The following is a 26,345-nucleotide window of genomic DNA, read 5'->3' on the forward strand; positions in this document are numbered from 1 at the left end:
GCGAGGGGCGCGGCGGTGCCTGGACTGAGGGGCGCCCCGAGCCGGCGCGAGCGGAGCGAGCGCAGATGAACACTGTCGATTTGAACGCGGATCTCGGGGAGGGCTTCGGGATCTGGAGGCTGGGCGACGACGTCGCCCTGCTCGATCTTGTGACGAGCGCCAATGTGGCCTGTGGCTTCCACGCGGGCGACCCGCTGATCATCCGTCGCACGTGCGCGGCCGCCGTGGACCGGGGCGTGGCGATCGGGGCGCAGGTGTCCTACCGGGATCTGGCCGGGTTCGGCCGCCGCGAGATGGACGTGGACCCGGAGGAGCTCTGCTCGGAAGTGCTGTACCAGCTCGCGGCCGTGGACGGGATCGCGCGGGCGATGGGCGGCCGGGTGTCCTACGTCAAGCCGCACGGCGCTCTCTACAACCGGGTCTGCCGTGACGCCGTACAGGCGGAGGCGCTGGTCGCCGCGGTGGCGGACTACGCCCCGGCGCCGGGCGGGGAACGGCAGGCGGCGCTGCCGGTCCTCACGCTGCCGGACTCGGCGGTGCACCGGTTGGCCGAGCGGTACGGCGTGCCGACGGTGAACGAGTGCTTCGCGGACCGCGCCTACACCCCGTCGGGCGCGCTGGTGTCACGACGCGAGGCCGGCGCCGTCCTGCACGACCCGGACGAGGTGGCCGCCCGCGCGGTCCGGATGGCCCGCGACGGGGTCGTCACCGCCGTCGACGGCACCGAGGTGCGGATCGACGCCCGGTCGGTCTGCGTCCACGGCGACACCCCCGGCGCCGTACGGCTGGCCGAGGCCGTGCGGAAGGCCCTCGTCGGCGCGGGCATCGCCCTGGAGCCCTTCGCGTGACCGGGGCCCCCGGCGTGACCCCCGGCCGCGCGGGCCGCACCGGCACGGCCATCAGGCCGGCCGGGGAGCACGCGCTGCTGGTGGAGACGGGCTCGCTGGAGGTCGCTCACCGGCTGGACGCGCTGCTGCGGTCCGACCGGCCCGCCGGGGTCGAGGAGATCGTGCCCGGCCCCGAGACCGTCCTCGTCGTCGCGCCGGGCGCGGACCGGTCCGGCCTGGAGGCGCTGCTCTCCGCCCTGCTCCGTACGGCTTCCGCCTCAGTGACGAGCCCGGCGAGCCCGGCGAAGAACGCGGGCCGGGCGACGGCGGCGGGCGAGAGGGTCGAGATCCCGGTCGTGTACGACGGGGAGGATCTGCGGTCAGTGGCGGAGCTGAGCGGGCTCACGGTGGACGAGGTCGTGGCGCGGCACGCCGCGTCGGAGTTCGTGGTGGGCTGGCTCGGGTTCGCGCCGGGGTTCGCCTACCTCGTCGGGCTCGATCCGGCGCTGCACGTGCCCCGGCTGGACGTGCCGCGCACGTCGGTCCCGCCGGGGTCCGTGGCGATCGCGGGGCCCTACTCCGCCGTCTACCCGTCCGCGTCTCCCGGTGGCTGGCGGCTGCTGGGCCGTACGGATCTGCGGGTGTGGGACGTGCGCGCCGATCCGCCGGCGCTGCTCCCGCCGGGGACCCTGGTCAGGTTCACGCCATGATCGAAGTCGTCTCGCCGGGGCCGTACGCGACCGTGCAGGATCTGGGGCGGCCGGGCTACGGCCATCTGGGGGTGCCGCGCTCGGGGGCGGCGGACGCCCCCAGCCTGCGGCTGGCCAACCGCCTCGTCGGCAACCCTGAGTCGGCCGCCGGAATCGAGATGACCTTCGGCGGCCTTGCTCTCAGTTTCGCCACCGGCGCGTGGATCGCCCTCACGGGGGCGCCCTGCCCGGTCGAGGCCGCCGGGCGGCCCGCCGGCATGTGCGCGCCCCTCTGGGTGCCGGAGGGCGGCGAGCTGCGGGTCGGCATGCCGTACGGGGGGCTGCGGACCTATCTCGCCGTGCGCGGCGGGATCGGCGTGGAGCCGGTGCTGGGCAGCCGGTCCGCCGACTCCCTGTCGGGGCTCGGGCCGCCGCCACTGCGGGCGGGCACGACGCTTCCGCTGGGTGGCGCGGAGCCCGCCGCGCCGATCGCCGTCGACGTCGCCGCCCAGCGGGCGTTTCCCCGGTGCCCCACCGTCCGGGTCGTCCCTGGCCCGCGTGACGACTGGTTCACCCCTCAGGCCCTCACGGCGCTGTACGGCGGGCCGTACGAGATCGCGACGGAGAGCAACCGCGTGGGCGTGCGGCTGCGCGGGCCCGTGCTGGAGCGCGCGCGGGAGGGCGAGCTGCCGAGCGAGGGGATGGCGCTGGGGGCGATCCAGGTGCCGCCGGGCGGGCAGCCGATCGTGTTCCTCGCCGACCACCCGCCGACGGGCGGCTACCCGGTGATCGGCGTAGTGGTGTCCGGCGACGTGCCGATGGTCGCCCAGCTCCGGCCAGGCGACCGGCTGCGGTTGCGCCCGATCTCGCTCACAGGCCGGTGACTCCCTCGCCTCCCACACGCCCTTGACGCGGCCCTCGTGGAGCACCACCGGCGAGATCCACCCGGCCGCGCGGCTGACCTTGGGCCGGGCGGCCGCGTTTCAAAAGATCAGGACGTGAACCCGATGTCGGTGTATTTCAGGTCGCGGAAGCCGCTCGCGCCGACGTTGGCCAGCGTGGACCTTACCGCGACGTTCTGCGGGGTCTGGTAGAGCGGCAGGACGTTGACCTCCCGCCAGAGCATGTCGTCAGCGGAGTTGATCAGGTCGTAGACCCGCCACTGGTCGAACAGGGTCCCGGCCCGGTACATGGCCTGGTCGATCTGCCTGCTCCCGCTGCGCCCCAGGTTGGAGTACCACTTCTTGTCGTCCCCCTTCGCGGTCTCGCCGTTGGCGTAGACGTCGAAGGCGTTCGACACCGGGTACGGCGTGCTCGGATACGAGAAGGCCGTGATGTCGAAGTTGCCGGCCATCAAGTATTTGGTGAAGAAGTCGGTGAACGGCACCGTCTGGATGGTGACCCCCACCCCGATCCGGCGGAGCATCAGCCGCGTGACCTGGGCCTCGATGTCGCTGACGCCCACTCCCGACGGGATGACGAAGCGCAGGTTCAGCGGCTTGCCGTTCTTCTGCCGGGTCTTGCCGGAGAGCTTCCAGCCCGCCTGGTCCAGCATCTTCCCGGCCTGCTGCGGGTTGTAGGCGCCCAGCGCGCCCGCGTTGCTCTGATATCCCTGCTGGCTGTTGGCCAGGAAGTGGTTGTCGAGCGTGACGACCGGCCAGCCCATCCCCTTCAGGTCGAGCTGCATGAGGGCCCGGCGGTCGAGCGCCATCGCGATGGCCTGGCGGACCTTCACGTCGGCGAGGCTGTCGCTCTCCCCGTTGAACGTGAACTGCCGGAAGTCGGTGCCGGCCGCCTGCCGGACCACGGCGTCCCAGGCTCCCCTGGCCCGCGAGTAGTCCTCGGGGGACGGCCCCACGTCGAAGACGTCCACCTCGCCCTTGGTGAACGCGCGGACCATGTCGGTCTTGAAGCTCCGAAAGATGATCTTGTCGAGCTTGGCCTGGTTGCCCCACCAGTTGTCGTCGCGGACGAGCGTGACGGTCTTGCCCTTGGCGTCGAAGCTCGACAGCTTGAACGGCCCGGCCGTGACCGGGATCTTGTTGAGCCAGTCGGCGTTGAACGCCTCAGGCGAGGCGTTGGTCGCGGCGGGGTAGAGCGGCGAGAACAGCGACTGCCACTCGTTGAACGGCTGCGCCAGCGTGACGACCACCTCGTGGTCGCTCGACCCCCTGGCGACGTTCTGGATGTTCTCGTAGGCGATGGTCGAGTCCACCCGGTAGCCCGGGTTCTGCCCGCTCATGGCCTTCCACTGGGCGGCGAAGTCGGCCCACGTGATCGGCTTGCCGTCGGACCACTTCGCCTTCGGGTTCAGCGAGTAGGTGATGACCTGGCGGGGCGTGGTGGCCGTGATCCGGGCGTTCGTGACGTAGTCGCCGTCGAGCGAGACCCGGCCCCGCTCGTCGGACCGGAACGGGCTCGGCATGAGCGCGGCCATGACGCTCTTGACGCTGGCGACGTCGCCGTCGATGTGGTTCTGGTTCCACTGCGCCGGGAAGTCGCTGAGCCCCCACCGCAGCGTGCCGCCGTCCTTGACCTTGTCACGCGGGACGGGGTTGATGTCGAGCGCCTTGACGGGAGAGGGAGCCAAGCGGGTCGAATGCCCGCTCGTGGTGGTCTCGCCGCCACAGGCCCCTGCGGCTCCCACGGCGATCAGCGCGAGCAGGGCAACCGGCCATCGTGCTCTCAACGTGCTTCTCCGATCCCTCCAGCTACATTCCGCATTAGATTAGTAGCAGACGGTAATCGTCACAGGCCATCGGACGCGCGAGCAGGATGGCATAGAGGGTTCGAAACGGCCGGGACGGCCGGCCGGTCAGGACAGCTCGTCGACCGCGCTGCGGACGTCCTCGCTGGTGATCGTCGTGAGCTCGGCGGCGTTCGCCGACCCCTGCGCGGCCAGCCGCACGTCACGCCGCAGGGCGGCCCTCTCGTACAGCGAGCGGGCGAAGCGGCCGTTGCCCAGGCCGTCGATGAGCCCTTCGCGGCAAACCCAGTCGAAGACGTCGGCGAGGTCCCTCGCCGCCGAGGCGTCGAACCGGTCGCCGCTTCCGGCAGCCAGCAGTTCGGCGATCTCCGTCAGCTCCGTGGGCGCGTACGACGGGAACGACACCCGCTGGTTGAACCGCGAGCCCAGCCCGGGGTTGGTCGCCAGGAAGGCGTCCATCTCACGCTGATATCCGGCCAGGATGATCACCAGGCGGTCGCGGTCGTCCTCCGCCCGCTTCAGCAGGGTCTGCACGGCTTCCGCGCCGAAGGCGTCGCCACCGGAGTATCCGGCGTTGACAAGGCTGTATGCCTCGTCGATGAAGAGCACGCCGCCGAGCGCCCGGTCGACGAGCTCGTTGGTCTTGATGGCGGTGGCGCCGAGATGCTGGCCGACCAGGTCGGCGCGGGACGCCTCGACCACGTCGGGGCGGGCCAGCAGGCCGAGCGCGGAGAAGATCCGGCCGAGGATCCGCGCGACGGTCGTCTTGCCCGTGCCAGGCGGGCCGACGAACACGAAATGCCTCATCTGCGACTGGACGGGCAGGCCCTGCTCCTGGCGCATCCGCGCCACCTTGAGCTGCGCCGTTATCGCGCGGACCTGCCGCTTGACGGGCTCCAGGCCGGCCATCCGGTCGAGGTCGGCCAGGGCCTCCTCCAGGGTCGGCGTCGCCTGGTAGCCGCGGAACCTGGCGGTGATCTCGTTGAACGCCTTGGTGACGTCGGCGGTGGTGACGGTGACCAGGTCCTCGCCCCGCGGCGCTCCCCCGGCGCTGACCACCCGCACGTCCCGGGCCTGCGCGGCGGCCTCGGCCAGGCTGCGGGCGAAGCGGGCGTTGCCCAGCTCGTCGATCAGCCCGCGGCGGTGGACGTCCTCGAACAGGCCGCGGAGCACCGGCCGGGCCTCGGGCGCCAGCCGATCGCCCCTCCTGACCTGAAGCGCCTCGATGATCTCCAGCAGCTCGGCGGGCGTGTAGCTGGGGAAGCGCACCCGGCTGGCGAACCGGCTGGACAGGCCGGGGTTGGACGAGAGGAAGCCGTTCATCTCCTTCTCGTATCCGGCCAGGATGACGATCAGCTGGTCACGGTCGTCCTCGGCCCGTTTGAGGAGGGTCTGCACCGCTTCCGCGCCGAACCGGTCGGGCTGGCCGTCTCCGGAGTTGATCAGGCCGTACGCCTCGTCCACGAAGAGCACGCCGCCGAGGGCGCGGTCGATGAGCTCGTTGGTCTTGATCGCCGTGGCGCCGAGGTACTCCCCCACGAGGTCGGCCCGCTGGGCCTCCACCACGAACGGCGTGTCCAGCAGCCCGAAGGCGTAGAAGATCTTGGCGACCGTGCGGGCGACGCTCGTCTTGCCCGTGCCCGGAGGGCCGACGAAGACGAAGTGCCGCATCGGCGGCTCGTTGGCGTATCCCGCCTCCTTGCGGAGGCGCGCCGCCTCGATCGACGCGGCGATCGCCCGCACCTGCTCCTTGACCGGCTCAAGGCCGATCATGGCCTCCAGCTCGCCGAGGGCCTGCTCGACCGTGATCGGCGGCGGCGCTCCCTTGTCTCCGCCGGAGGCCTGGTGGCCGCCGATCCTGATCCGCTGCTGGACCTGCCCGTCGCCGTTCACGGGCTCCACGTCGAACGCGGCCCGCGCCTTGCGGGCGAGCAGGAACCGGTACACGAGGACCGCAGCGGCCACGCCGTACGCGCCCCAGAGGGAGGCGGCGGGCGACACCCAGACGAGCGCGAAGGCGACCGCCCCCGCCGGGAAGAGCGCCATCAGCGTGGTGAGCCACGGCGGCACCCACCGGATCACATGGGCCGCGCCCGCGACGGCCGGCCCGAGGAACATCAGCAGGCCGGGCGCCAGGGACTGGGTGCCGAACCACCCCAGGAACGGCACCACCAGCAGCCCCCAGGCCGCGAGCACCAGCACGGTCGCGGCGGCGCGGGGATAGCTGAGCGCGAGCGCGACGAACGCCAGCACCACGACGGTGTAGATGAACGTCGCGGCCAGCGGCCAGCTCAGCGCCGCCGCCACGCCCATGGTGGCGACGAGCAGCACCGCGAAGATGGCCCGCCGCGCGAACGGCGGAATGCGGAAATAGCGGAGACGAACCTGTTCGAACAGATCACGTGCCGCATTCCGACTTAAGAGGCCCGCCGCCCGTGCCCTGTCGGAGTCCCGCATCAACGCCTCCCCGCTTCGCCCCCGGTTATACCGCACGTGACGGCGAAATGGGTGGACCCGCCGCGCCCGGCAGGGCCGGTGGAGGCGCCCGGGCTCCGGCCCTACCGGCTCCGCGCCTGGTGGCGGCCGGGGTATTCGCGCATGAGAACACGCCGTGGAGTGATGCGGAGCACGTCGTTGTCGGGCACGGCGACGCCCCGGACCTCCGCCCAGAAGCGCGGGTCCCCGACGAAGAGGACGACACGCGGGTCGCGCTCGACGGCGTCCCACGCCTCGTCCCCCGCGATGAGCCGGAACTCGCCGGACGCGCTCACCGACGTCACCGCGCTTACCGCGAGCGCCCTCGGCCCGTCGGGCTCGGTGTAGGCCAGGACGACGCTCCGCGAGTAGGTGGCCGCGTGCCGCACCTCGTCGCTCAGGCCCGTGGAGGGGCTCATGTCGCCGGGAAGCCGCGGCCCCCGCGCCTCGGAGAGGACGAGCGACGCCCGCCACGGACCGGCGCCGCCGCGCCACCACGCGCGCGCGGCCCGCGCCCCGAACGCCAAGCCGACCAGCGCCAGCGATCCCCACGAGCCCAGCAGGGACGACCGCTCGACCACGTCCCACGCCGCCTCACCCGCCGTACGGCCCCCGTCCTGTACGGCTCCCGCCGCGGTCGTGCCGGCCGTGGGGGACACTCCGGCGCCGGCCATCCCGGCGCCGGCCATCCCGGCGACGGTCAGGCAGGCGATGGCGACGAGGAGCGCGAGGAACGCCACGGCCAGCCAGCGGTCGGCGCGCAGGAACGGCCCGAGGCGCAGCGCCCGGCGGCCCCCTGTCCGCCGTGCCAGGCGCCTTCTCGCGTACAGCAGGCCGCCCAGCACCGCGAGGGCGGCGAGAGCCGTACGGGGCTCGCCGGTCAGCGGCAGCAGCGCGGCGAGCACGGTCAGCCACCACACCCGTCCGGCGACGATCCAGAGCGTCACGTCGATGTCGCGCAGGGCCGTACGGTCCGCCGGCACTGCGGCGAAGTGGCCGAGCGCCCGGAGGGGCCGCCCCCGCCAGGCCTCCGCGAGCAGGCGGACCACGGCCACGGCCACGCCGTTGAAGAGCACGAGGCCGAGCGCTCCGGCCCAGACGCCGCCCGCCGCCTCTTCCAGGGACGCGGGCGTGACCGGCGGGAGGGTGGCCAGGCCCGCGACGTAGGCCGCGATCGCCATGAGCGTCACAGAGACCGACATGCTGAGCCACAGGTCACGACCGAGCATCGCGGGGACGTACGGCCAGGCCCGCACACGGCCCGCCTGCCTGATGGTGATCGCCAGGACGGCCCCGAGCACCACGGCTCCGCCGAGCTGCGCCTCGCGGTGCAGCCCGAGGCCGAGCCCGGCGACGGACACGGCGGTCAGCGCCGCCGCGAGCAGCACGCGCACCTGGCGGGACCAGACCTCGACGGCGTGCCGGGCGCGGCCCGTCTCCCTGGGGTCGACGTCCCACGCGGGGTCGTGATGGGCTCGTGGCCGCTCCCAGCGCAGCAGCGTGAGGCCGAGGTTGATCCGCGCGCCGGGGTGGTCGGGCGTCCTGCGCAGCGCCAGCTCGTAGGACCTCGCGGCCCGATCCTGCTCTCCCCTGAGCAGGGCCAGGTCGCCGGCGAGCACGTGCGCGTCGGGCTCGTCGGGCGCGAAGCGGACGGCTTTGCGGGCCTCGGCCCACGCGTCCCGCCAGCGGCCGGGGACTCGGCGGAGTGCGCCGCCCAGGCGTAGTCGCGCGGCCCAGGAGCCCGGTGCCAGCCGAACGGCCTCCCGGGCCGACGCGACCGCCTCGGAGTCGCGGCCGAGGCGCTCAAGGGCGAGGCTCGCCAGGCGATGCCCCCACTCTCCGTCCGGGTCACGGCCGACCGCCTGGCGGGCGGCCTCCAGCGCCGCCTCCGGCTGGTCGCGGGACAGCCTCGCCACCGCGACCGCGCACCAGGCGCGGGGATCGGCGCGGTCGTGCGGGGGCGGCACCGGGGACGTATCCCATTCATCGATATCGCTCCCCACTCCCGCATGATCCATTGCGGGTCGCGGATTGCCTAGACGCCGGATATATACCTATAGCTCTCTAGAGAGGCTCTGGAATCGTTGTCCGGATATGTTCCAGAGCTGACCCGAAGCGGCTGAGAGATCCGACGGCGATGGCCTAAGCTGCCACGCATGTTCCAGCGGGCCCGGAGCCCTGAGCGGCCTACGATCACCCACGGCGGTCCCGGGCGACCTGTGCTCACGGGAGCCCTGAGCGGCCTATGATCATGGCTGCGGCCTCGGCCGAGTCCGGCGCCGTCCGCGCCGGGGGCGTCGTGCGTGAGCACCGGGCGAGCCGGTGGTCGATCCTCGTGTTGCTCTGTTTCAGCCTGCTGCTGATCGCCGTCGACGCGACCGTGCTGCACATCGCGGTGCCCGCGCTCACCGCCGCGCTGGAGCCGAGCGCCGTCCAGCTCCTGTGGATCATCGACATCTACTCGCTGGTCGTCGCGCCCCTGCTGGTCACCTTCGGCACGCTGGGCGACCGGTACGGCAGGCGCCGGTTCGTGCTCGCCGGCTATGTGGTGTTCGGGCTGGCGTCGCTGTCGGCGGCGTTCTCGTGGACGCCGCTCGCACTGATCGTCTCGCGGGCCCTCCTCGGGGTCGGCGGCGCGATGATCATGCCGGCCACTCTTTCGATCATCCGGCAGGTCTTCACCGACCGGCGGGAGCGGGCCATCGCCCTCGGCGTCTGGAGCGCGGTCGCCGCGGCGGGGGCCGCCGTGGGCCCGCTGATCGGCGGCGTCCTCGTCGAGCACCTGTGGTGGGGCGCGGTCTTCCTCATCAACGTGCCGCTGCTGCTCGTTGCCCTGCCGCTGGCCGTACGGATCCTCCCCTCGTCGCCCTGCGGCTCCACCCACCGGTGGGACGCCCCGAGCGCCGCCCTGTCCACGGCCGGCATCCTCGCGGTCGCGTTCGGGCTGAAGGAGGCGGGATACGGCCACACGATCGGCCGTGGTCTCGCCGTGGCCGTGTTCCTGGCGGGGGCCGCGCTGCTGGTCTGGTTCGTGCGCCGCCAGCGGCGGCTGGCGTCCCCGCTGCTCGACCTCGGGCTCTTCGCGGAGCGCGCCTTCGCGACCGGAGTCGCCTGCGTGCTGCTGGCGATCTTCGCCCTGGTCGGGCTGGAGCTGATGCTGGCGCAGTATCTCCAGCTCGTGCTCGGCCTGTCGCCGCTGGAGGCGGCCGTCCGGATGCTGCCACTGATGGTCGCCGCGATCGCCGGCGGCCTGGCGGCCGCGCACGTGCTGCGGCGGATCGGCCTGCGCGCCACCATGAGCGGCGGCCTGGCGCTCACCGCGCTGTCGCTCGCCCCCGTGCTCACGTGGGGTGTGGAGCAGCACTCGGCCATGCTGACCGTGTCCTTCGTGGGGATCGGCTTCGGCGTCGAGGTGGCGCTGCTCGCCGCGTCCGACACGATCATGGCGTCCGCCCCGGAGTCACGCGCCGGAGGGGCCGCCGCCATCGAGGAGACGGCCTACGAGCTGGGCGCCGGGCTCGGCATCGCGGTCCTCGGGACGATCACCACGGTCGTCTACGCGCCGGTTCTGGGGGTGATCCCCGGTGTTCCCAGGCACCTGATGGCCCAGGCCCGGGAGTCGCTCGCCGCCGCGGCCCATGTGGCGGCCGAGACTGGCGGCACCGCCGGGCCCGCGCTGCTCGACGCGGCCCGCGTGGCCTTCGTCACGGCCCTGCACAGCACGGTCGTGGTGAGCCTCGCGCTGCTCTCAGTGACGGCGCTGGCCGTGGCCGTGCTGGTCCCCCGCTCCTCCTCACCCGGGAGGGCACCCGCGCCCGCAACCGGGCCCCGGCCCTCACCCCCACTTGCGCCCGCCGAGGAGCGCAGGCCCGTCTCGGCCTGACCCCGGCCATGTCGTGGCGGGGGCATGCATGAGACCGCCGGTTATGGGGAGATTGTCTGGGCAAGCCACCCCCAGCCCCCCAGAATGAGTGCCGTGAAGAGAACCCTCCACGATTTAGCCTCGCTGGCCGCCCGGATGGGCGTCGGCGGGATCTTCTTCGCCAACGGCTGGCACAAGCTCGAAGCCGGCCTCACCGCCACGGGCACGGAGTTCGCCAAGCTCGGCGCCCCCCTGCCCGGCTTCTGGGCGGCCGCCGCCATGCTGATCGAGCTGATCGGAGGGACGCTGCTCATCGCGGGCCTCGCCGTACCAGCCGTCGGCCTGCTGCTCTTCGCCGAGGCCGTCGCCGTCTTCATCCTGACCGCGGGGGACACCGGGCTGCCGCTCACTGGAGGCGACATCGAGCTCATCGTGGCGCTCGGCGCCGCGTCCGTGCTGCTGGCCGTCGGAGGGGCCGGCCGCATCTCGGTCGATCACATGGTCGTCATCAAGCGGCGCGAGGCCGAGGCGGCCGAGGACTTCGCGGCGGAGGCGGAGGCCGACGCCGTGATCGCCGCCCTGCGCGAGCCGAGGACGCCGGCCCCGGCCGACCGGCACGCGACGGAGCTCACGGACCGGGCCGAGCCGGGGTCGGCCGGGAAGCCGAAGGGATCGCCGGTCGAGCCGGCCACCCGGAAGGGCGCCGGCGCGAAGGGGCCCGTCACCTTCCCGGCCTCGTCCTCATCCTCAGCCTCGGCCTCGGCCTCGGCGTCATCCGGCGACAAGGACGGCACGGCCTCGAACACGGCCGGGAACACGGCCTCGAACACGGCCTCGAACACGGTCCCCAAGGGGCGGCTCCGCCGTACCAAGCGGGACGAGACGACGGAGAGCCCGGCGGAGAGCCGCAGCGAGGCTCCCTCACGCACCGCGGAACCGGGCGACACCCTGGTCGCAGGAAGGCGCACGCCCGCCGAGCCCGACTGAACCCTGGAACCATCCCTGGCGCCTGCGGGAGCGAAAGCCGGCCACTCCACGCGCCCGCAGGGACGGCCGGCAGCCGGTTCGGCTCAGCGGCGGCCGAGGGCGCGCAACTGGTCGGGAGTCAACGAGGAGACGTTCTGGTCGACGGGGGCGTCGGTGTACTGGTGGATCGTCCAGGACTTCCAGTCGGCGGGCGGCGTGACGGCGCCCATGGCCTCGCTGTAGTTGGCCACCCACAACGGATAGTCGGCCAGGCCGTAGCCGTAGGTTTCGGCGAAGTTCCAGCCGCTGTAGAACAAGGGTGTGACGCCGGTCTTGGCCTTCACGTACTCCAGCCAGGTCTTGGCCCACGCGTTGACCTGGGCGACGGACTGGTCGTCGGCGGTCTCCAGGTCCAGCACCAGCAGGTCCCCGGGCTTGGCGGGCTGCGCGTTCACCACGGAGAGGAAGTGATCGGCCTCGGCGACGGGATCGTTGCCCGGGTGGCCGTAGTGGTAGGCGCCGCGCACGATGCCCTTCTTGGCGATCTCGTCCCAGTGCCGGGCGAAGGAGGAGTCGTCGAAGGTCAGGCCCTCGGTGGCCTTGATGATGCCGAACTTCGCCGGGCTGGCACTCCAGTCCCAGTCGGACTCGTAGCCGGAGACGTCTTCGCCGTAGGTGAACCCGTCGGCGTGCGCCGGGCCCGTCAGAAGGCCGGTCGAGACGGCGGCCGACAGAGCCAGGGTCACACCGGCGATGGCGGACCGCAGACGCCTGCCGGGGAGGCTCAGCCGGCGCTTGGGAGAGGGAGAGGTCGAGGAGAGTCGCTGGTGGGGCATGTAGGGGTTGGCTCCTTGCTTCCATACCGCCTACCGGGTTAGCTGACGGGTTCGGGCGTGGAAGTGCCCTACGGGCGCGGCTGGGGGGCCGACGCTCCGATTCACCCCGGAAAGGTGGGTCCCCGGCTCCGCGAGGTGCGGATTCGGCGGCCGGCGCTCCGGTCGGGACGGATCCCACCTGAGACGCACGGTCCGGGCAACTGACCGGCAACGGAACAACGCGGGGGTCAACGCCGTCCGTGCCGTGGGGACTAAAGGTACACATAACGCAACTAGGATGTAAAGAGTACAAAACGGTCAGTCAACGGCGCCTGTCAGCCACGGCTCCGCGATGGGGGCCTTCAGGTGAGGGCGCGCAGGAGGCCCGGCCAGGGCGGCGGCGTCGGCCCGGGTGAGCGCGCCCCCCACGGTCACCCCTCCCGCCGGCATGAACGGCACCTGATCGAGAGCCCGCACCAGGCGCCGCGTGCCGCTGCGACTTTCTCACCGCACCCCTGTGGCGCGTCAACCTGGACGGTATCCAGCAGGTATTGAGTACTTAAACATGCTATATTTCCCGAATGGATACCGGCTGCGAATATGACGTTCTGAGCGTGGACTGTCCCTCCCGTGTGATCCTCAACAGGATCGGCGACAGATGGACTCTGTTGATCATCGTGGCGCTGAGCCGCGAGGTTCTGCGGTTCTCCCAGCTCCGCGCACGGGTCGGCGGAGCGACTCCCAAGGTCTTGACGCAGACGCTTCGAGCGCTTGAGAGAGACGGGCTCGTCAGCCGCGAGGTCTTCCCCGTGGTGCCGCCCCGCGTCGAATACCGGCTCACCGAGCTGGGCCGTTCGCTCCTGGAACCCATCGCCGCGGTGAAGAAGTGGGCCGAAACCCACGTCGAGGAGGTCCTGGAGGCGCGCGAGCGGGCCGACGCCATGGCCTCCGCGTCCTCCATGTCCTCCGTGTCCATGTCCTCCGTGTCCTCGTCCATGGCCGGGCCCCGCGCGGGCGTGCTGGGGTAACGATCATGTCGAGCGCTTCCGGACCGCTGCCGGTCATCGATGTGAGCCCGCTCACCGGCCCCGACTCTCCCGGCGAGCGTACGGCTGTCGCCCGCGAGATCGAGGCGGCCTGCCGGGACAGCGGGTTCTTCTACGTCAGCGGCCATGGGGTGTCCGCCGAGCTGATCACCCGGCTGGACGGCGCCGCGCGGCGGTTCTTCCGGCTCCCGCCGCAGCGCAAGTTGGAGATCTCCATGGACCGGGGCGGCCGGGCCTGGCGCGGCTTCTTCCCCGTGGGCGGGGAGCTCACCTCCGGTCGTCCCGACCTGAAGGAAGGGATCTACTTCGGTGTGGAAGGCGCGGCCGACGACCCGAGGCCGCTGCACGGGCCCAATCTGTTCCCGGTCCAGGTGCCGGAGTTGCGCCCCGCCGTACTCGCCTATCTCGACGCGCTCACCGGGGTCGCGCAGAGCGTCATGCGCGGGATCGCGCTGAGCCTCGGGCTGGAGGAGGATTACTTCGCCTCCGGCTACACCGCCGCGCCGACCATCCTTTTCCGGATATTTCACTACCCGCCCTCGCCGCCGGACTCGATGGACTGGGGGGTCGGCGAGCACACCGACTACGGCCTGCTGACCCTGCTCCTCCAGGACCACAACGGCGGGCTCCAGGTCCACACCTCACGGGGCTGGATGGAGGCTCCGCCCATCCCCGGCACGTTCGTCTGCAACATCGGCGACATGCTCGACCGGCTGACCGGCGGCCACTACCGGTCGACGCCGCACCGCGTGCGCAACCTGAGCGGCCGGGACCGGCTGTCGTTCCCGTTCTTCTTCGACCCCGGCTGGGACTGCGAGGTGCCGCCGCTGCCGTCCCGCCCCCAACGCGACGGCGGGCGCCCGCGCTGGGACGGCCAGGACCTCCGCGCCTTCACCGGGACGTACGGCGACTACCTCCTCGGGAAGGTGTCGAAAGTCTTCCCCCAACTGCGGGCCGAGGTCATCGACTAACTGGCTGTGCTGTATCCAACAGGCGCAAACGTGTAATCAAAAGGAGGCCATCGCCCACGACATCTCGGCTTCGGCCCCGCGGTCGCGATGGCGGGCGGAGTGGCGCTGTTCCTGCTCGGCGACGTGTGGTTCCGGCGTGTCTTCGCGCTCGGGCACGCACCGGCGCGGCTGCTCGCGGCGCTGGTCGTGGCGGCGAGCTTCCCACTGGGGATGTGGTCGTCGGCTGCCCGGCTCGGCACCCTAGTGGCTCTTCTGGTCGTCACACTCTCCCTGGAGCGCGCCCCGTAGGTGCTCGGCGACCTCGCACATCGACGGCACCGGGCCGCCGTCCGCCAGAGATCCCGCGACGAGGCGGCGCAGCAGCTCTCTGAGCGTCTCGCGCTCATGGTCGTCGAGGGGGCCCAGGAAGTGCGCCTCGGCACGGTCGATCTCGGCCGTGACCTGCGCAAGGCGCTCGACTCCGAGCTCGGTCGCCGCGATCAGCCGGTTACGCCGGTCCGCGGGGTCCGGGCGCCGCTCGACCAGGCCGGCCTTCACGAGGTCGTCGACCAGGTAGACCATCACCGTGCGGTCGAGGCGGAGCTGACGGGCCATTTCGATCTGGTTGCGGGCGCTCTCGTGGACCGCCGCCGACAGCACCAGATATCCCCGGTGACCAGCGGGAAGCGACTCCGCCGCGAGTTTGGTCACCGTCAGGTGGGCATGCAGCGCCTGACCCAGCAACCATCCGAAATCCACCTCAAGGCCGGCAGGGAGCTCGCACGCCAGTTCTCTCACGCTTTTATGATAGACGGCGCCTTGACAGATGGGCTTGACTTAAGACAGTCTGTCATGCTGACGATTTCAGTCGGTGAAGCGCTCCACCCTGCGCAGCTTGTTCATCGCGTCCAGAGCGGCGACCTTGTACGACTCGGCGAGCGTCGGATAGTTGAAGACGGCGTCGACCAAATAGTCGATGGTGCCGCCGCAGCCCATGACCGCCTGGCCGATGTGGATCAGCTCGGTCGCCCCCGTGCCGAAGACGTGGACCCCGAGCAGCGAGCGGTCCTCCGGGGAGACGAGCAGCTTCAGCATGCCGTACGTGTCGCCGATGATCTGGCCTCGGGCCAGCTCACGATAACGGGACACGCCGACCTCGAAGGGGATCAGCGCGTCGGTCAGCTCGTCCTCGGTCCGGCCGATGAAACTGATCTCCGGGATGGTGTAGATGCCGATCGGCTGGAGCCCGTGCATGCCGCTCACCGGCTCGCCGCAGGCGTGGTAGGCCGCGAGCCTGCCCTGCTCCATCGAGGTGGCGGCGAGCGAGGGGAAGCCGATGACGTCGCCGACGGCGTAGATGTGCGGCACGGACGTCCGGTAGAACTCGTCCACCGTGATCCTGCCGCGCTCGTCGGCCGACAGCCCGGCCACCGGCAGGGCGAGCTTCTCGGTCATGCCCTGGCGCCCGGCCGAATACATCACCGTGGCCGCCGGGATCTTCTTCCCGCTCTCCAGGATCGTCAGAGCACCGCGCGGGTGCCGCTCGACCGCCGCGACCGTCTCGCCGAACCGGAACGTGACCGCGAGATCGCGCAGGTGGTACTTGAGCGCCTCGACCACCTCGAGGTCGCAGAAGTCGAGCATCCGGTCGCGCCGCTCCACCACGGTGACCTTGGTGCCGAGCGCCGCGAACATCGAGGCGTACTCGATGCCGATGACACCCGCGCCGACGACCACCATCGAGTCGGGCACCCGCTCCATCTGCAGGATGCCGTCGGAGTCGATGATCGTCTGGTCGTCGAACTCCACGCTGCCGGGCCGCGCCGGCCGGGTGCCGGTCGCGATGATGATCTTCTCGGCGGTTACCTTGACCTCCTGGCCGCGGTCGTCCACCACCGCGATCGTGTGCGGGTCCACGAAGTGCCCCGACCCGGTCAGGACGGTCACCCGGTTGCGGGCGAGCTGGTTGCGGATCACGTCGATCTCACGCCCGACCACGTGCCGCGTCCGCACGGTCAGGTCGGTGACCGTGATGTCCTCCTTCACGCGGTAGCTGCTGCCGTACATGTCCCTCTGGGTGAGCCCGGTGAGGTACAGCACCGCCTCGCGCAGGGTCTTGGACGGGATCGTTCCCGTGTTGATGCACACTCCGCCGAGCATGTCGCGGCGCTCGACGATGGCCACCCGCCGCTCCAGCTTCGCGGCGGCGATGGCGGCCTTCTGGCCGCCCGGTCCAGACCCCAGGACAAGAACGTCGAAGTCGGTCACATCGACAGTGTGAGTGCCGGAAGCCGTACCGGAAAGACCTTGCCCGGCTTCACCGGTGCCGATACGGCGCGTGAAGCGGGGCTCTCAGCCGCGATGCCACGCTGAGCAATTCGAGTGCAACCCGTCATCAAGCAAGATAGGGAAACCTGGCCCGCATGTGGAAAGACACGTCGCAGTACCTGGGCGAGCTGCTCATATGGGAGATCGAGGACTACCTCAGCGCGCAGACGGCGAAGCCGGACAAAGCGCGCGTGGCGTTCATCCGGCTCGCCGACCACTGGGCAGCGGAGACCATCGCCGCCGAGCTCGAGTCGGGCGGCAGCTTCTACGCCGCCGCCAAGCGCGCCCACGCGCTCGGCATGACGCTGCCGGGCGAGATGTTCGGCGTGGTGTCCCGGGCCGAGCGCCCCGAGATCTTCGAGGCGGTGCCCGGGACCACGTTCCCGCCCATGGCCGAGGGCGACGGCTACGTGATCATGCGTCTCGTCGCCTTCGAGTCCTGACCTGGGTCGCCGGTTCCCCTCAGGCGAATGAACGTCCGGGACTTCCCCTCCGGGCGTTCACCTTCTGCCCGAGGCCGTGACCTCCCGGTCGACGATGGCCCTCGCCCCGGACTCCCGCGCGCAGTGGGCGCAGCAGTACCAGCGATCGTCCACCGCCACGCCGTGACCGACGATGCGGCACCCGCAGTGCTCGCAGACCGGTGCCATCCGGGTGATCGCGCACTCGAAGCTGTCGAAGACGTGCGTCACGCCCTGGGCGTGCACTTCGAACGCCATGTCGTATTCGTTGCCGCAAACCTCACAGGTCGCCATCGTTCCCCCCGATAGCCGATGTCGAGTCGGGCATACCCGCTCCGTACCGCCTCCAACACCGCCCAAATCGCCCCAAATCAGCCCGAAACGGGTTCAGCACCGACATCGCGGCGCCGTCACAGGGCTCCCACCACGGCTTCGGTGACGGACTTGGCCCCGCCGGCCGCCTCTTTCAGGTCCATCAGCGTCGAGTCGGGGGCGTTGATCGGCGTGTCCACCGGACGGTCGCTGCCGCCGAAGAGCACCCAGACCACGTTCTTCCCGTCGAGCACGTAGATCTCGTAACGGTTCGACTGTGCCGTGTCCGTGCGTTGCCGGATGGCCTGGCCGAACGCGTCCTGGCCCAGCCCCGGCAGCTTCTGGATCCTGCCCCAGCGGATGCCGCCGATCCGGCTGTTGGCCGTGAACCTGTTCTTGGCGCGCTTGTCGATGAGGAAGTAGCGGGCGGTGTCGGCATCGGTGAACGCGCGGATGGTGATCCGCAGGTTCCGCCACCTGACCTTGCCCTGGCCCGCGGGCAGCTTCTCGTTCCACCACTGGCAGTCGGTCACCTTCGCCTTGCCGTCCACGCTGCGGGCGGCCAGCCCTTCGCTGTCCGGGACGAGCGTCGCGGCCAGCGGCTTCACGCTCAGGCACGGCGCGGGAAGGGCGACGAGCGTCGGCTTCGGGCTCGCCGTCGGGCTCGGGCTCGGCTCGGGCCGCGCGTGGTACGGCATGGGCCGCCCCGAGCGCCATGCCGCCACCGAGCGGCCGAGTTGCGAGAGGAGGGTCTTCACCTCACGCAGGGCATTGTCCTCGGTGATCGACTGCTTGGTGTCCGTGGACAGGAAGGCGGCCTCCTTGTTCTGCTGGCTCGCCTCGTACTTCACCTGGAAGACCACGTCGCCCACGCGGCCCACCCCCTGGCCGAAGGAGTACCAGAACTCGCCCTTCTCCCTGATCCACTGATACTGCGCGACCGCCTGGTCCCCGATCCCCGGATAGTCCATCGGCGCGGAGTAGTAGTGCTCCTTCGTGGAGACGGTCGCGTTGTACTTGTACTGCTTCAGCTCGCCGTCGAACTGGATGCGGGCCGCCCTCTCGGCTGTGGTGCCGCCGAGCGCCTCATAGCGGGCGACGTTGACCGTGATCTCCCGGCTGCGGGTGACGTCCTTGTAGGAGATGTCCCTGTTGACCCAGTCGCAGGTCCACCTGATGTAGCTGACGAAGCTGTCGGCGCGGTTGTCGCTGGTCCTTGAGTCGATCTTCGCCTTGGGGACCAGCCGCTCGGCCTGGGCCGGGTCGAGCATGGCGCAGACGTCGGCGGACGTGGCGGCGGAAGCCGCCGTGACAGCCGGGGACGCCGAAGGCGCGGCCGGCACACGGGCGGCCACCGGGCCGGGGCGTCCCTCCCGGGCCATCATGAAGGCGAAGGTCGCTCCGGCCACCACCAGCACGGCCACGACGGCCACCACCGGCACCACCCATCCCCGCCGCCTCGGCGCGGGCTGGGTGGGCATGTGCCACAACTCCGGAGGAGGCTGGGTCGTCCCCTGCCACCCCCCTTGCCCTGAAGGTCGCAGGCCCCCTTGCCCTGCTCCCGGCCACCCCGCACCCGGGCCCGGCTCCTGCCATCCCGCCCCCGCGCCGGGCCCCTGCCATTCCGCGCCGGGCCCCTGCCATTTCGCGCCCGGGTCCGATCCCGTCCACTGCGGGAGAGGCCCGCGTCGCGGGCCCGCGCCGGGAGGCTTTGGCGGCGTGCCCTGCCAGGGCGGGCCGTACGGCGGTGGCGGCTGGGGAGGCCGGGGCCGGTCGGGTGGAGGGCCGTCCGGCTGAAAATGTCCGTCTTCGCCGCTGGTCATGTCGTCTCCTGAGAGCATTCGAGGGAAGGGAGGGGCAGGAGCTCGATCGCGTCCTCTTGTTCGGAGCGGTCCTTGGTCGTGTCTGACACTCCCTAGCCGAGCCCGATGCTGACGAGTTCGGCCGCGCGGACGGCGGTCCGCCGGTCGTCCGGGGTGGCCGCCCCGCCGCCCGGACGCCGGTAGGCGACCTCGACGATGATGTTGCTGAGCCGGAACCACACCGTGGTCCCGGCGGTGCCGGACGCGGGGTCGGCCACGTCCCGGGCGAACGCCTCATCGGCGACACCGGGCTGGTCGTGGAGCCCGGTGCCCGCCTCCCTGGCCTGGGCCGCCCGCCGCCCGGCGAAGTCGGTCCGCGCCACGTCGGCCCCGCCGGCTCCCTGGCTTGCGGGGGCCACTTCGTAGGACACGGTCACGGTCCGGCCGCCGCGCCGTTCGGCCCATCGGCAGCCCGACGCGGACGGCTCCGCGCCGGGTTCGGCGCCGAGCAGGTCCTTGATCTGGGTCCTGGTGAGGCTCCGGCACGGGTCGGGGGCCGCCCCGAACCGCCCGGAGCCCGCCTCGCCCTCGTCCTTGGAGGCCAGCCGCCACGCTCCCAGGCCCACCGCGACCCCCACCGCGACGACCACCGCCACGACCGCCGCGCCCAGGAGCGCGCCACCGGCGACCGCCCGGAAGGTACGGCGGGGCCGTGGCCGTACGGCACGGGGCTGCTCGGGCGGCCCCGCGAGGGCGCTCAACGCCTGACGGACGACTTCGTGAGGCGGCCGCCGCGCGGGATCCTTGTCGAGCAGGGCCAGCACGAGCCAGGCCAGCTCGGGCGACGCCCGGATCATCGGCCGGGGCTCGTGGAGCAGCACGGCGGCCACGACGGCGGCGGCCAGGTCGCGCTGGAAGGGCGGGCGGCCCTCCACGGCCGTGTACAGTGTCGCGCCCAACGACCACAGGTCGGAGGCCGGCCCGTCCGGCTCGCCCCGGAACCGCTCGGGAGCCATGTAGGCGGGCGACCCGGCCGAGCTCTGTGCCTCCGCGTCCCGCCTGTTCCCGGCGAAGGCGGCGATCCCGAAGTCGGTCAGCATGGCCTGGCCGTCCGGCCCGATCAGGACGTTGCCCGGCTTGACGTCGCGGTGCAGGATCCCGTGGGCGTGCGCCGCCTCAAGGGCGCCGAGGACGGACAGCCCGATCGCGGCCACCCGGTCCACCGGGAGCGGGCCGTCCACGCGGATGATCTTGTCCAGCGACCGGCCCGGCACGAGGTCCATGACGATCCAGGGCCCACCGGCATGCCGCACCACGTCGTGGACCATGACGATCGACGGATGGCTGAGCCGCCCGGCGGCCCGCGCTTCGCGGATCGCGCGGGCGGTGAGATCGGCGAGGTCCGCCTCGCTCAGGCCCGGCGTGGTCCGGAGCTGTTTGACGGCCACCTCGCGGCGGAGCACCTCGTCGGCGGCCCGCCAGACCGTGCCGCCGCCGCCCTCCCCCAGCCGCTCGACCAGGCGGTATCGACCGGCGAGCAGGTCCACGGCTACGCCAGCCCCCTCAGCCCGTCGGCGGCCGATTTCGCCGCCTCCACAGCGCGCCCCCGCACGTCGGCGGGGGACGTCGCGTCGAGGTCGGCGTACCGCAGGCTCGCCACGAGATCGCCCAGGCGGAAGAACACCACGGACCCTTGCACCTGGCCCTCCGGGGTCGTCAGGTCGGAGGCGAAGGCCCCGTCCGCGACCTCGTCGACAGGACGGGCCGCGGACTCGACGACGGGGCTCTTCCGGTCGAGGCCGATCTCGTACCAGATCCACTCGCCGTCCCGGGGCCCCGAGCCGTACTGCCTCTGGTATCCGGCCAGGAGCGTGCGAGCCGACTCGGCCGTAAGCGACCACGGGTCGGGGGTGTCGGAGTCGGTCACGGCGGTCAGGTCGAGCCCGGCGCCGTCGATGGTCCACTGGCATTCCGCCTCGCGGGAACGTCCCCGCGGCGGCTTCGCCGTACCGAGGAGTCTGCCGACCTCCGGGGCGGCCAGAGAACGGCAGAGATCCACCGCGCGGGTGAACGTCGGTGAGCCGGGATTGGTCCGCTGCGCCGAGCCCTCTTCCCGGGACTTGGGGAGGAGCACCATCGCGGAGGCTCCCAAGGCCGCGACGGCGACGGCGACGGCCACCGCCGGGACCCACCAGCGCGTACGGCCGGCGGATCCGGCGGGGGTGCACGAGCCCGCGCGGCCGGCGCGGCCGGCGGACCGAGCCGGGCGCGGGGGGATCTCCGGTGAGCCGCCCTCCGCGATCTGCCGCAGATGGCCGAGCGCCGTCGCGGCGTCAGGGCGGGCGAGGGGGTCTCTCGCCAGCATCCACACGAGCAGCGGCCCGAGCGGACCGGCGAGCCGGGGCGGCCGGCACTCCTGCGTCAGCGTCGCGCGGATCACCTCCGCCTGCGAGCCCTGGTGCGGCGGAACGCCCTCGACCGCCGTGTACAGCGTGGCGGCGAGCGACCACAGGTCGGAGACCGGGCCTCCGGGCTCCCCCGCCAGCCGTTCCGGCGCGATGAACCCCGGCGAGCCCACGAGCAGCCCGGCCTCGGTCAGGGCGGTCTGGTCGGCCGGCCGCGCGATGCCGAAGTCGGTCAGGACAACCCTGCCGTCGCCCGAGAGGAACACGTTGCCGGGTTTGACGTCCCGGTGCTGCACGCCTCGGGCGTGCGTCGCCATGAGCGCCTCAAGCACCCGAGCGCCGAGATCCGCGACCAGCGGCGGCGGCAGCGGCCCGCGCGCCGAGATCTCCTGTGCCAGATCGCGCCCGTAAAGGAGCTCCATCACGATCCACGGCCTGCCGCCCTGGACGAGCACGTCATGTACGGCGACGATGCCCGGGTGGCGGAGGCGGGCCGTGACCTCCGCCTCACGCATGACCCGGGCCGTCAGCTCGGAACGTTCGGCGTCGGCGACGCCGTCGGGGATCCGCAGTTCCTTAACGGCCACCTCGCGGTCGAGTATGGCGTCTCTGGCCAGCCACACCGTGCCCATCCCACCGGAGCCGAGCGGGCGCAGCAGGTGGTATCGCGAGGCCAGCGTGCCCCCGAGCGATTCGGCCATATCGGGGAGAATAGCGAAGTAGTGATCGATGTCCGGTCGATTTCGAGCGCTCGCCGCAGGACTTCGAGCCGCGCTCTCCGATGCCCCCGTGTCAGGACATCCACGGTCCTCTTACAGCCCACGCGCCGGAATCTTCGCCTCACACGGCGGGATTGCGTCGCGGGATCTTCTCGCCTCACGCGCCGGGTTCGCATCAGCTCATGCGGCAGAGTCTCCTCAGCTCACGCGCCCCTTGCCCGCCCGCACGCGACGGGCTTTTCCGGCTCATGTGGCCGGGCGACCGGGGCGGAGGCACGGCCCCCGCGCCACCCAAGAGACTGGGGGAGATTAGTAATCTTTTGTGCCCTATATTCCGATTTATGTCTCTTTAGGGTAACGTGACGGCTAATTCACGCCTCGGAGTGGAGATGGCATGGACAGGTTCGTTCACGTGATGCCGCTCGACGACGTCATCCGCCACGAGGGCACGCCGGACTGCGTCTGCGGCCCCGGCGGCCAGGCCGTAAGCGCCCTGGACGTCATGGACGGAAGCGGCGGAAGCGACGGAAGCGACGGCTGGGACGGCTGGGACGGCATGGACAGTGCCGACGGCATCGATGGCCCGGACGGCATAGACGACCATCGGGACGACGTGTGGCCGGTCGTGGAGGCCGGGGGCCCGCACCTGGCGGTCGGCATGATCTACCACCACTATCCCCTCCGGCCCTGTCACGAGTGGGAAGCCTCCCCCGAGCTGTAGCCCGGACCTCCCCCCATGCTGTAGCCCCGGACCTCACCAGAGGCGTGCGGACGGACCTCCCCGAGGCCGCTGAGCATGCGTGTCACAGACTGAGGGCGTGTCTCGTCCTCAGTATGTGAACGACCATGACGACCTCGCGGCCGAGTTCGACGCGCTGCGCCCCCGGCTCGTGGGAGTGGCATACGCCCTGCTCGGCAGCGTCGACGAGGCCGAGGACGTCGTCCAGGACGCCTGGCTCCGCCTCCGGACCGCCAATCGCGGCCGCGGGAGTGACTGGGAGACTCACGAGGAGAGCGGCGAGATCCGGGACGTGACGGGATGGCTCGTCGTGACGGTGTCCCGGCTCGCCCTGGACGTGCTCCGTTCGGCTCGGCACCGCCGCGAGGAGTACGTCGGGCCATGGCTTCCCGAGCCCATCCTCACCGATCCGGTGCTCACCGCCCCGGACCCGGCCGACCGGGTGACGCTGGACGAGTCGATGAACCTCGCCATGCTGGTCGTCCTGGAGTCGCTCAGCCCGGCGGAGCGGACGGCGTTCGTGCTGCACGACGTCTTCGGCCTGTCGTTCGCCGAGGTGGGCGAGGCGGTCGGAAGGACCGCGGGCGCCTGTCGCCAGCTCGCCACCCGCGCGCGGCGGCACATCGCGTCGCGGGCTCCCCGGTTCGACGTCGACCCTTCGGCGCACCGCCGGACGGTCAGCGCGTTCGCCGGGGCCTGCCTGGGAGGCGATATGAACGCCCTCCTCGCGCTGCTCGATCCTGACGTCGTCCTCCGTAGCGACGGAGGCGGCGTGGTGAGCGCGGCGAGGCGGCCGATCGTGGGAGCCGACAAGGTGGCCAGGTTCTGCCTGGGAGTGAACCGCTTCGGCACTCTCACGATGACCGACGCCCTTGTGAACGGCTGGCCCGGGCTCGTGCGCTTCCGGGACGGCCGGCTCGCCGGGGTGATGGCGCTAACGGTCGCCGACGGCCGGATCACCGCCATCGACTCGGTCATGAACCCGGAAAAGCTCGCCCGCGTGAGCCGTACCGGGAATCTGTGATGTGTGAAAGGGGAAACAAATGCAGAGAATCGACGTGGCGAAGCTCGCCCCGAAGGCCTACCACTCGCTGATCGGCCTGGAGCGGTTCCTCCACGAGAGCGGGCTTCCGGACAGCACGCTTGAGCTCGTCAAGCTGCGGGCCAGCCAGATCAACGGCTGCGGCTACTGCGTGGACATGCACAGCCACGACGCCAAGAAGGCCGGGGAGAGCGACGAGCGGCTGTTCGCGGTGGTGGCCTGGCGGGACGCGCCGTTCTACACCGACGCCGAGCGTGCCGCGCTGGCGCTGACCGAGGCGGCGACGCGGCTGAGCGACCGGCCCGACCCGGTCCCGGACGAGATCTGGGCCGAGGCGGCCAGGCACTACGACGAGGAGACGCTGGCGGCGCTCGTGATGGCGATCGCGGCGATCAACGCCTGGAACAGGATCGGCGTCACCGCCAGGCGCATCCCCGGGTCCCACCGCTGACAAGCCAAACTCCAGTGAGCGGGGCCGTACGGCGAATCCCATGCGGCCCCGCAACCAAGGACACGTCTCCACAGCCGGGACACGCCTCCGAAACCGGGACACACCTTGCAACCACGACACACCCTGCAACCGGAAAACAAGGAGACGGCAAGCGGCGCGGCACATAGTGTGCTCAAATCACCGGAAGGAGATACGGACCATGAGACGCATACGGATCTCGCGGCCCCGTAACACCCGCCGCACCCCGCGCTGCCTCGACCTCGACCTGCGCTCCCCCTCGGGCCGCCACCTCCCGTACTAGGTTTTACGCTGGCTTTACCTCTTGATCTGTATTTATCTGAGCTATCAAGCTCGGATAACGGAAGTATCACGGTCGGGGGGACGATCATGCTCAAGGTGGTGCCGACGCTGGCTAAGGTCAGGGACATCAGGCCGGCCCTGCGCCGGAGGCCGAGGCGCGACAGCAAAATCGTCGACCTGCGCGCCTACACGGGCGGCAACGTCATCAGCTTCCCGCGCGCCTCGGGGCCGACCTCGGCGGCCTGACGCCGCAACGCCCATCGTGCCCGTTGGAGGGCCCGTCCGGCTCACTGAGCCGTACTGGTTAAATGTGACGTTGTGAGTGATCTGTCGGCAACTGACCGAACCCGGCACAAGCGGCTACGAGAGCAGGGCCGTACGGACCGTGAGGCGCTGTTCGCCGTGCTGCGGGCCGGGTTCGTCTGCCACCTCGGCGTGATCGTGAACGGCGATCCGATGGTCGTGCCGACCGTCTACGGCTTCGACTCGTCCTCCATCTACGTACATGGATCGGTCGCGAGCCGCAGCCTCACCCAGGGGGCCACGGCATGCGTGACGGTCACTCACGTCGATGGTCTCGTGCTGGCCCGATCGGTCTTCTCGCACGGCGTGAACTACCGCAGTGCCATGATCTACGGTGTTCCCCGAGCTCTGGAGGGCGAGGAGAAGCTGACGGCGCTCAAGTGCCTCACCGAGCACATGACCCCAGGCCAGTGGGACTACGCGCGGCAGCCCACCCGCAAGGAGCTCGCCGCCACCACCATCCTGGCGCTGTCCCTGGAGGAGGCGTCGGTCAAGGTACGGCAGGGCGGCCCGGATGACGCCGACGACCCCCACGACGTGTGGGCGGGGGTGCTGCCGCTCGCCGCCTCGTGGCAGCCCCCGGTGACCGATCCGCTCGCGACACGTCCGGTTCCCGATCACGTACGGCACCGCGCCGGCCAACCGGCTCACCCGGCCGAGCCATATCTGGACTAAAGGCGCTGGCGCTTCCGGCGTTTGCCCCGTGCTTGATCCGCTGTCGCCAACGCCCTGCACCGCGCACGCGTGTGATGCATGCTGCCCCCGGCTCGACAGAAACCCCGGCCTACGGCCTGGCACCGCCGATTATAGGTGCCTATTAGAAGATCTCCGTGCACGTCTTTCTCTGGCCCCATACTACCGATTTGGTACGGCAGGCTTAATTCTCGATAGCCTCGAATGTGGCGGCGATTGGCGGCGTTATCGCGAGGCGTTTTTGTCGGTGGTGGTTGGTAGTTTTACCGTGTGATTGTCGAACGGCAGCGAATCCCCGAAGGGCTCGCGCGGATGGCGCCCGGTCCTGGGCTGGCCGCCGTCCTGGACGGGTTGGATGTCGCCCGGTTGAGCGGCTACGACGCGGTGCTGGTGCTGCAAGCCTACGCCCGGCTCGAAGCGCACGTCCAAGCCCGCAAAGCCGCCGTCATGGCC

At 71.3% G+C, this 26,345-nt stretch carries 26 protein-coding genes and 1 riboswitch; of the genes, 15 read left to right on the forward strand and 11 right to left on the reverse strand.

The genetic code is table 11. From position 1 onward, the window contains the following. Positions 1–65: 65 nt before the first annotated feature. The 3 genes from ABH927_RS29845 to ABH927_RS29855 are packed head-to-tail and all read left to right on the forward strand — an operon-like array spanning position 66 to position 2,400. Complete coding sequence (locus ABH927_RS29845) at positions 66–848, forward strand: LamB/YcsF family protein (RefSeq protein ID WP_370027041.1); 783 nt, start codon at positions 66–68, stop codon at positions 846–848. Then, positions 845–1,537 (forward strand): allophanate hydrolase subunit 1, encoded by a 693-nt coding sequence (locus tag ABH927_RS29850; RefSeq protein WP_370027043.1) that lies wholly within the window; start codon positions 845–847, stop codon positions 1,535–1,537. The genes ABH927_RS29845 and ABH927_RS29850 overlap by 4 nt, the downstream gene beginning before the upstream one ends. Then, positions 1,534–2,400, forward strand: coding sequence for a biotin-dependent carboxyltransferase family protein (locus ABH927_RS29855; RefSeq protein WP_370027045.1), 867 nt, complete (start codon positions 1,534–1,536; stop codon positions 2,398–2,400). Before ABH927_RS29850 ends, ABH927_RS29855 begins: the two co-directional genes overlap by 4 nt. A 107-nt stretch (positions 2,401–2,507) precedes the next feature. Here ABH927_RS29855 and ABH927_RS29860 read toward each other — a convergent pair whose 3' ends face one another. From ABH927_RS29860 to ABH927_RS29870, 3 genes are all read right to left on the reverse strand, one after another. Continuing rightward, positions 2,508–4,205 (reverse strand): ABC transporter family substrate-binding protein, encoded by a 1,698-nt coding sequence (locus tag ABH927_RS29860; protein WP_370027047.1) that lies wholly within the window; start codon positions 4,203–4,205, stop codon positions 2,508–2,510. 126 nt (positions 4,206–4,331) lie between these two features. Continuing rightward, positions 4,332–6,536: an AAA family ATPase gene (locus ABH927_RS29865; RefSeq protein WP_407072839.1), complete on the reverse strand. Its 2,205-nt coding sequence runs from the start codon at positions 6,534–6,536 to the stop codon at positions 4,332–4,334. A 245-nt stretch (positions 6,537–6,781) separates the two neighbouring features. Further along, positions 6,782–8,665 (reverse strand): tetratricopeptide repeat protein, encoded by a 1,884-nt coding sequence (locus tag ABH927_RS29870; protein WP_370027050.1) that lies wholly within the window; start codon positions 8,663–8,665, stop codon positions 6,782–6,784. 284 nt (positions 8,666–8,949) lie between these two features. On the opposite strand from ABH927_RS29870, the gene ABH927_RS29875 reads away from it, so the two are divergent. Beyond that, positions 8,950–10,581 (forward strand): MFS transporter, encoded by a 1,632-nt coding sequence (locus ABH927_RS29875; RefSeq protein WP_370027052.1) that lies wholly within the window; start codon positions 8,950–8,952, stop codon positions 10,579–10,581. 93 nt (positions 10,582–10,674) lie between these two features. After that, a complete protein-coding gene (locus ABH927_RS29880; RefSeq protein WP_370027054.1) occupies positions 10,675–11,547 on the forward strand; it encodes a DoxX family protein in 873 nt (290 codons plus the stop codon). Positions 11,548–11,630: 83 nt separating this feature from the next. Here ABH927_RS29880 and ABH927_RS29885 read toward each other — a convergent pair whose 3' ends face one another. Both ABH927_RS29885 and ABH927_RS29890 read right to left on the reverse strand, forming a co-directional pair. Beyond that, complete coding sequence (locus ABH927_RS29885; RefSeq protein WP_370027055.1) at positions 11,631–12,362, reverse strand: glycoside hydrolase family 25 protein; 732 nt, start codon at positions 12,360–12,362, stop codon at positions 11,631–11,633. Positions 12,363–12,374: 12 nt separating this feature from the next. Continuing rightward, a riboswitch (cyclic di-AMP (ydaO/yuaA leader) is annotated at positions 12,375–12,521 on the reverse strand. Between the two features lie 138 nt (positions 12,522–12,659). After that, complete coding sequence (locus tag ABH927_RS29890; protein WP_370027057.1) at positions 12,660–12,818, reverse strand: hypothetical protein; 159 nt, start codon at positions 12,816–12,818, stop codon at positions 12,660–12,662. A 104-nt stretch (positions 12,819–12,922) separates the two neighbouring features. Between ABH927_RS29890 and ABH927_RS29895 the strand changes: the two genes are divergently transcribed. The 3 genes from ABH927_RS29895 to ABH927_RS29905 all read left to right on the forward strand — a co-directional run bounded on the left by ABH927_RS29895 (position 12,923) and on the right by ABH927_RS29905 (position 14,646). Then, positions 12,923–13,369 carry a winged helix-turn-helix transcriptional regulator gene (locus ABH927_RS29895; protein ID WP_370027059.1) on the forward strand — a complete coding sequence of 149 codons (447 nt, stop codon included), beginning with the start codon at positions 12,923–12,925 and terminating at the stop codon, positions 13,367–13,369. Positions 13,370–13,374: 5 nt separating this feature from the next. Then, the gene (locus ABH927_RS29900; protein ID WP_370027061.1) at positions 13,375–14,358 is read left to right on the forward strand and encodes an isopenicillin N synthase family dioxygenase; all 984 of its coding nucleotides are present in this window, start codon (positions 13,375–13,377) and stop codon (positions 14,356–14,358) included. A gap of 87 nt (positions 14,359–14,445) precedes the next feature. After that, positions 14,446–14,646 (forward strand): hypothetical protein, encoded by a 201-nt coding sequence (locus ABH927_RS29905; protein WP_370027066.1) that lies wholly within the window; start codon positions 14,446–14,448, stop codon positions 14,644–14,646. Here the strand turns inward: ABH927_RS29905 and ABH927_RS29910 are convergent. Both ABH927_RS29910 and sthA read right to left on the reverse strand, forming a co-directional pair. Further along, a complete protein-coding gene (locus ABH927_RS29910; protein ID WP_370027068.1) occupies positions 14,599–15,135 on the reverse strand; it encodes a MarR family winged helix-turn-helix transcriptional regulator in 537 nt (178 codons plus the stop codon). The genes ABH927_RS29905 and ABH927_RS29910 overlap by 48 nt on opposite strands. A 66-nt stretch (positions 15,136–15,201) precedes the next feature. After that, positions 15,202–16,605 carry a Si-specific NAD(P)(+) transhydrogenase gene (gene sthA, locus ABH927_RS29915; protein ID WP_370027070.1) on the reverse strand — a complete coding sequence of 468 codons (1,404 nt, stop codon included), beginning with the start codon at positions 16,603–16,605 and terminating at the stop codon, positions 15,202–15,204. A 155-nt stretch (positions 16,606–16,760) separates the two neighbouring features. Between sthA and ABH927_RS29920 the strand changes: the two genes are divergently transcribed. After that, positions 16,761–17,108 (forward strand): hypothetical protein, encoded by a 348-nt coding sequence (locus ABH927_RS29920; RefSeq protein ID WP_370027071.1) that lies wholly within the window; start codon positions 16,761–16,763, stop codon positions 17,106–17,108. A 57-nt stretch (positions 17,109–17,165) separates the two neighbouring features. Here ABH927_RS29920 and ABH927_RS29925 read toward each other — a convergent pair whose 3' ends face one another. From ABH927_RS29925 to ABH927_RS29940, 4 genes are all read right to left on the reverse strand, one after another. After that, positions 17,166–17,420, reverse strand: a complete 255-nt coding sequence (locus tag ABH927_RS29925; protein WP_261583870.1) for a hypothetical protein — start codon at positions 17,418–17,420, stop codon at positions 17,166–17,168. A gap of 116 nt (positions 17,421–17,536) precedes the next feature. Next, on the reverse strand, positions 17,537–18,919 hold the full coding sequence (locus tag ABH927_RS29930; protein WP_370027072.1) for a hypothetical protein: 1,383 nt from the start codon (positions 18,917–18,919) through the stop codon (positions 17,537–17,539). Positions 18,920–19,353: 434 nt separating this feature from the next. Then, the gene (locus tag ABH927_RS29935) at positions 19,354–20,787 is read right to left on the reverse strand and encodes a protein kinase domain-containing protein (RefSeq protein ID WP_370027074.1); all 1,434 of its coding nucleotides are present in this window, start codon (positions 20,785–20,787) and stop codon (positions 19,354–19,356) included. A gap of 2 nt (positions 20,788–20,789) precedes the next feature. Further along, on the reverse strand, positions 20,790–22,346 hold the full coding sequence (locus ABH927_RS29940; RefSeq protein ID WP_370027076.1) for a serine/threonine-protein kinase: 1,557 nt from the start codon (positions 22,344–22,346) through the stop codon (positions 20,790–20,792). Between the two features lie 412 nt (positions 22,347–22,758). Here ABH927_RS29940 and ABH927_RS29945 point away from each other — a divergent pair, with 412 nt between their 5' ends. The 6 genes from ABH927_RS29945 to ABH927_RS29970 all read left to right on the forward strand — a co-directional run. Continuing rightward, positions 22,759–23,085, forward strand: a complete 327-nt coding sequence (locus tag ABH927_RS29945; RefSeq protein ID WP_370027078.1) for a hypothetical protein — start codon at positions 22,759–22,761, stop codon at positions 23,083–23,085. Positions 23,086–23,182: 97 nt separating this feature from the next. Continuing rightward, the gene (sigJ, locus tag ABH927_RS29950) at positions 23,183–24,127 is read left to right on the forward strand and encodes an RNA polymerase sigma factor SigJ (protein ID WP_370027079.1); all 945 of its coding nucleotides are present in this window, start codon (positions 23,183–23,185) and stop codon (positions 24,125–24,127) included. 19 nt (positions 24,128–24,146) lie between these two features. Next, entirely contained in the window at positions 24,147–24,596 is a 450-nt protein-coding gene (locus tag ABH927_RS29955) for a carboxymuconolactone decarboxylase family protein (protein WP_370027081.1), read from the forward strand. A gap of 399 nt (positions 24,597–24,995) precedes the next feature. Continuing rightward, a complete protein-coding gene (locus tag ABH927_RS29960) occupies positions 24,996–25,142 on the forward strand; it encodes a hypothetical protein (RefSeq protein WP_370027083.1) in 147 nt (48 codons plus the stop codon). Positions 25,143–25,214: 72 nt separating this feature from the next. After that, a complete protein-coding gene (locus tag ABH927_RS29965) occupies positions 25,215–25,874 on the forward strand; it encodes a pyridoxamine 5'-phosphate oxidase family protein (RefSeq protein WP_370027084.1) in 660 nt (219 codons plus the stop codon). 288 nt (positions 25,875–26,162) lie between these two features. Beyond that, a partial coding sequence (locus ABH927_RS29970; RefSeq protein ID WP_370027086.1) for a hypothetical protein occupies positions 26,163–26,345 on the forward strand: 183 nt, incomplete at its 3' end.

The organism is Planotetraspora sp. GP83 (assembly GCF_041262585.1).
Taxonomy (GTDB): Bacteria; Actinomycetota; Actinomycetes; order Streptosporangiales; family Streptosporangiaceae; genus JAOEGB01.

What these genes read in the sequence shown, in the direction of transcription:
- ABH927_RS29845 (WP_370027041.1), top strand. Translation starts at nt 66, where the DNA reads ATGAACACTGTCGATTTGAACGCGGATCTCGGGGAGGGCTTCGGGATC.
- ABH927_RS29855 (WP_370027045.1), top strand. Translation starts at nt 1,534, where the DNA reads ATGATCGAAGTCGTCTCGCCGGGGCCGTACGCGACCGTGCAGGATCTG.
- ABH927_RS29865 (WP_407072839.1), bottom strand. Translation starts at nt 6,536, where the DNA reads ATGGGCGTGGCGGCGGCGCTGAGCTGGCCGCTGGCCGCGACGTTCATC.
- ABH927_RS29875 (WP_370027052.1), top strand. Translation starts at nt 8,950, where the DNA reads ATGGCTGCGGCCTCGGCCGAGTCCGGCGCCGTCCGCGCCGGGGGCGTC.
- ABH927_RS29885 (WP_370027055.1), bottom strand. Translation starts at nt 12,362, where the DNA reads ATGCCCCACCAGCGACTCTCCTCGACCTCTCCCTCTCCCAAGCGCCGG.
- ABH927_RS29895 (WP_370027059.1), top strand. Translation starts at nt 12,923, where the DNA reads ATGGATACCGGCTGCGAATATGACGTTCTGAGCGTGGACTGTCCCTCC.
- ABH927_RS29900 (WP_370027061.1), top strand. Translation starts at nt 13,375, where the DNA reads ATGTCGAGCGCTTCCGGACCGCTGCCGGTCATCGATGTGAGCCCGCTC.
- ABH927_RS29905 (WP_370027066.1), top strand. Translation starts at nt 14,446, where the DNA reads ATGGCGGGCGGAGTGGCGCTGTTCCTGCTCGGCGACGTGTGGTTCCGG.
- ABH927_RS29920 (WP_370027071.1), top strand. Translation starts at nt 16,761, where the DNA reads ATGTGGAAAGACACGTCGCAGTACCTGGGCGAGCTGCTCATATGGGAG.
- ABH927_RS29925 (WP_261583870.1), bottom strand. Translation starts at nt 17,420, where the DNA reads ATGGCGACCTGTGAGGTTTGCGGCAACGAATACGACATGGCGTTCGAA.
- ABH927_RS29930 (WP_370027072.1), bottom strand. Translation starts at nt 18,919, where the DNA reads ATGCCCACCCAGCCCGCGCCGAGGCGGCGGGGATGGGTGGTGCCGGTG.
- ABH927_RS29940 (WP_370027076.1), bottom strand. Translation starts at nt 22,346, where the DNA reads ATGGCCGAATCGCTCGGGGGCACGCTGGCCTCGCGATACCACCTGCTG.
- ABH927_RS29945 (WP_370027078.1), top strand. Translation starts at nt 22,759, where the DNA reads ATGGACAGGTTCGTTCACGTGATGCCGCTCGACGACGTCATCCGCCAC.
- ABH927_RS29955 (WP_370027081.1), top strand. Translation starts at nt 24,147, where the DNA reads ATGCAGAGAATCGACGTGGCGAAGCTCGCCCCGAAGGCCTACCACTCG.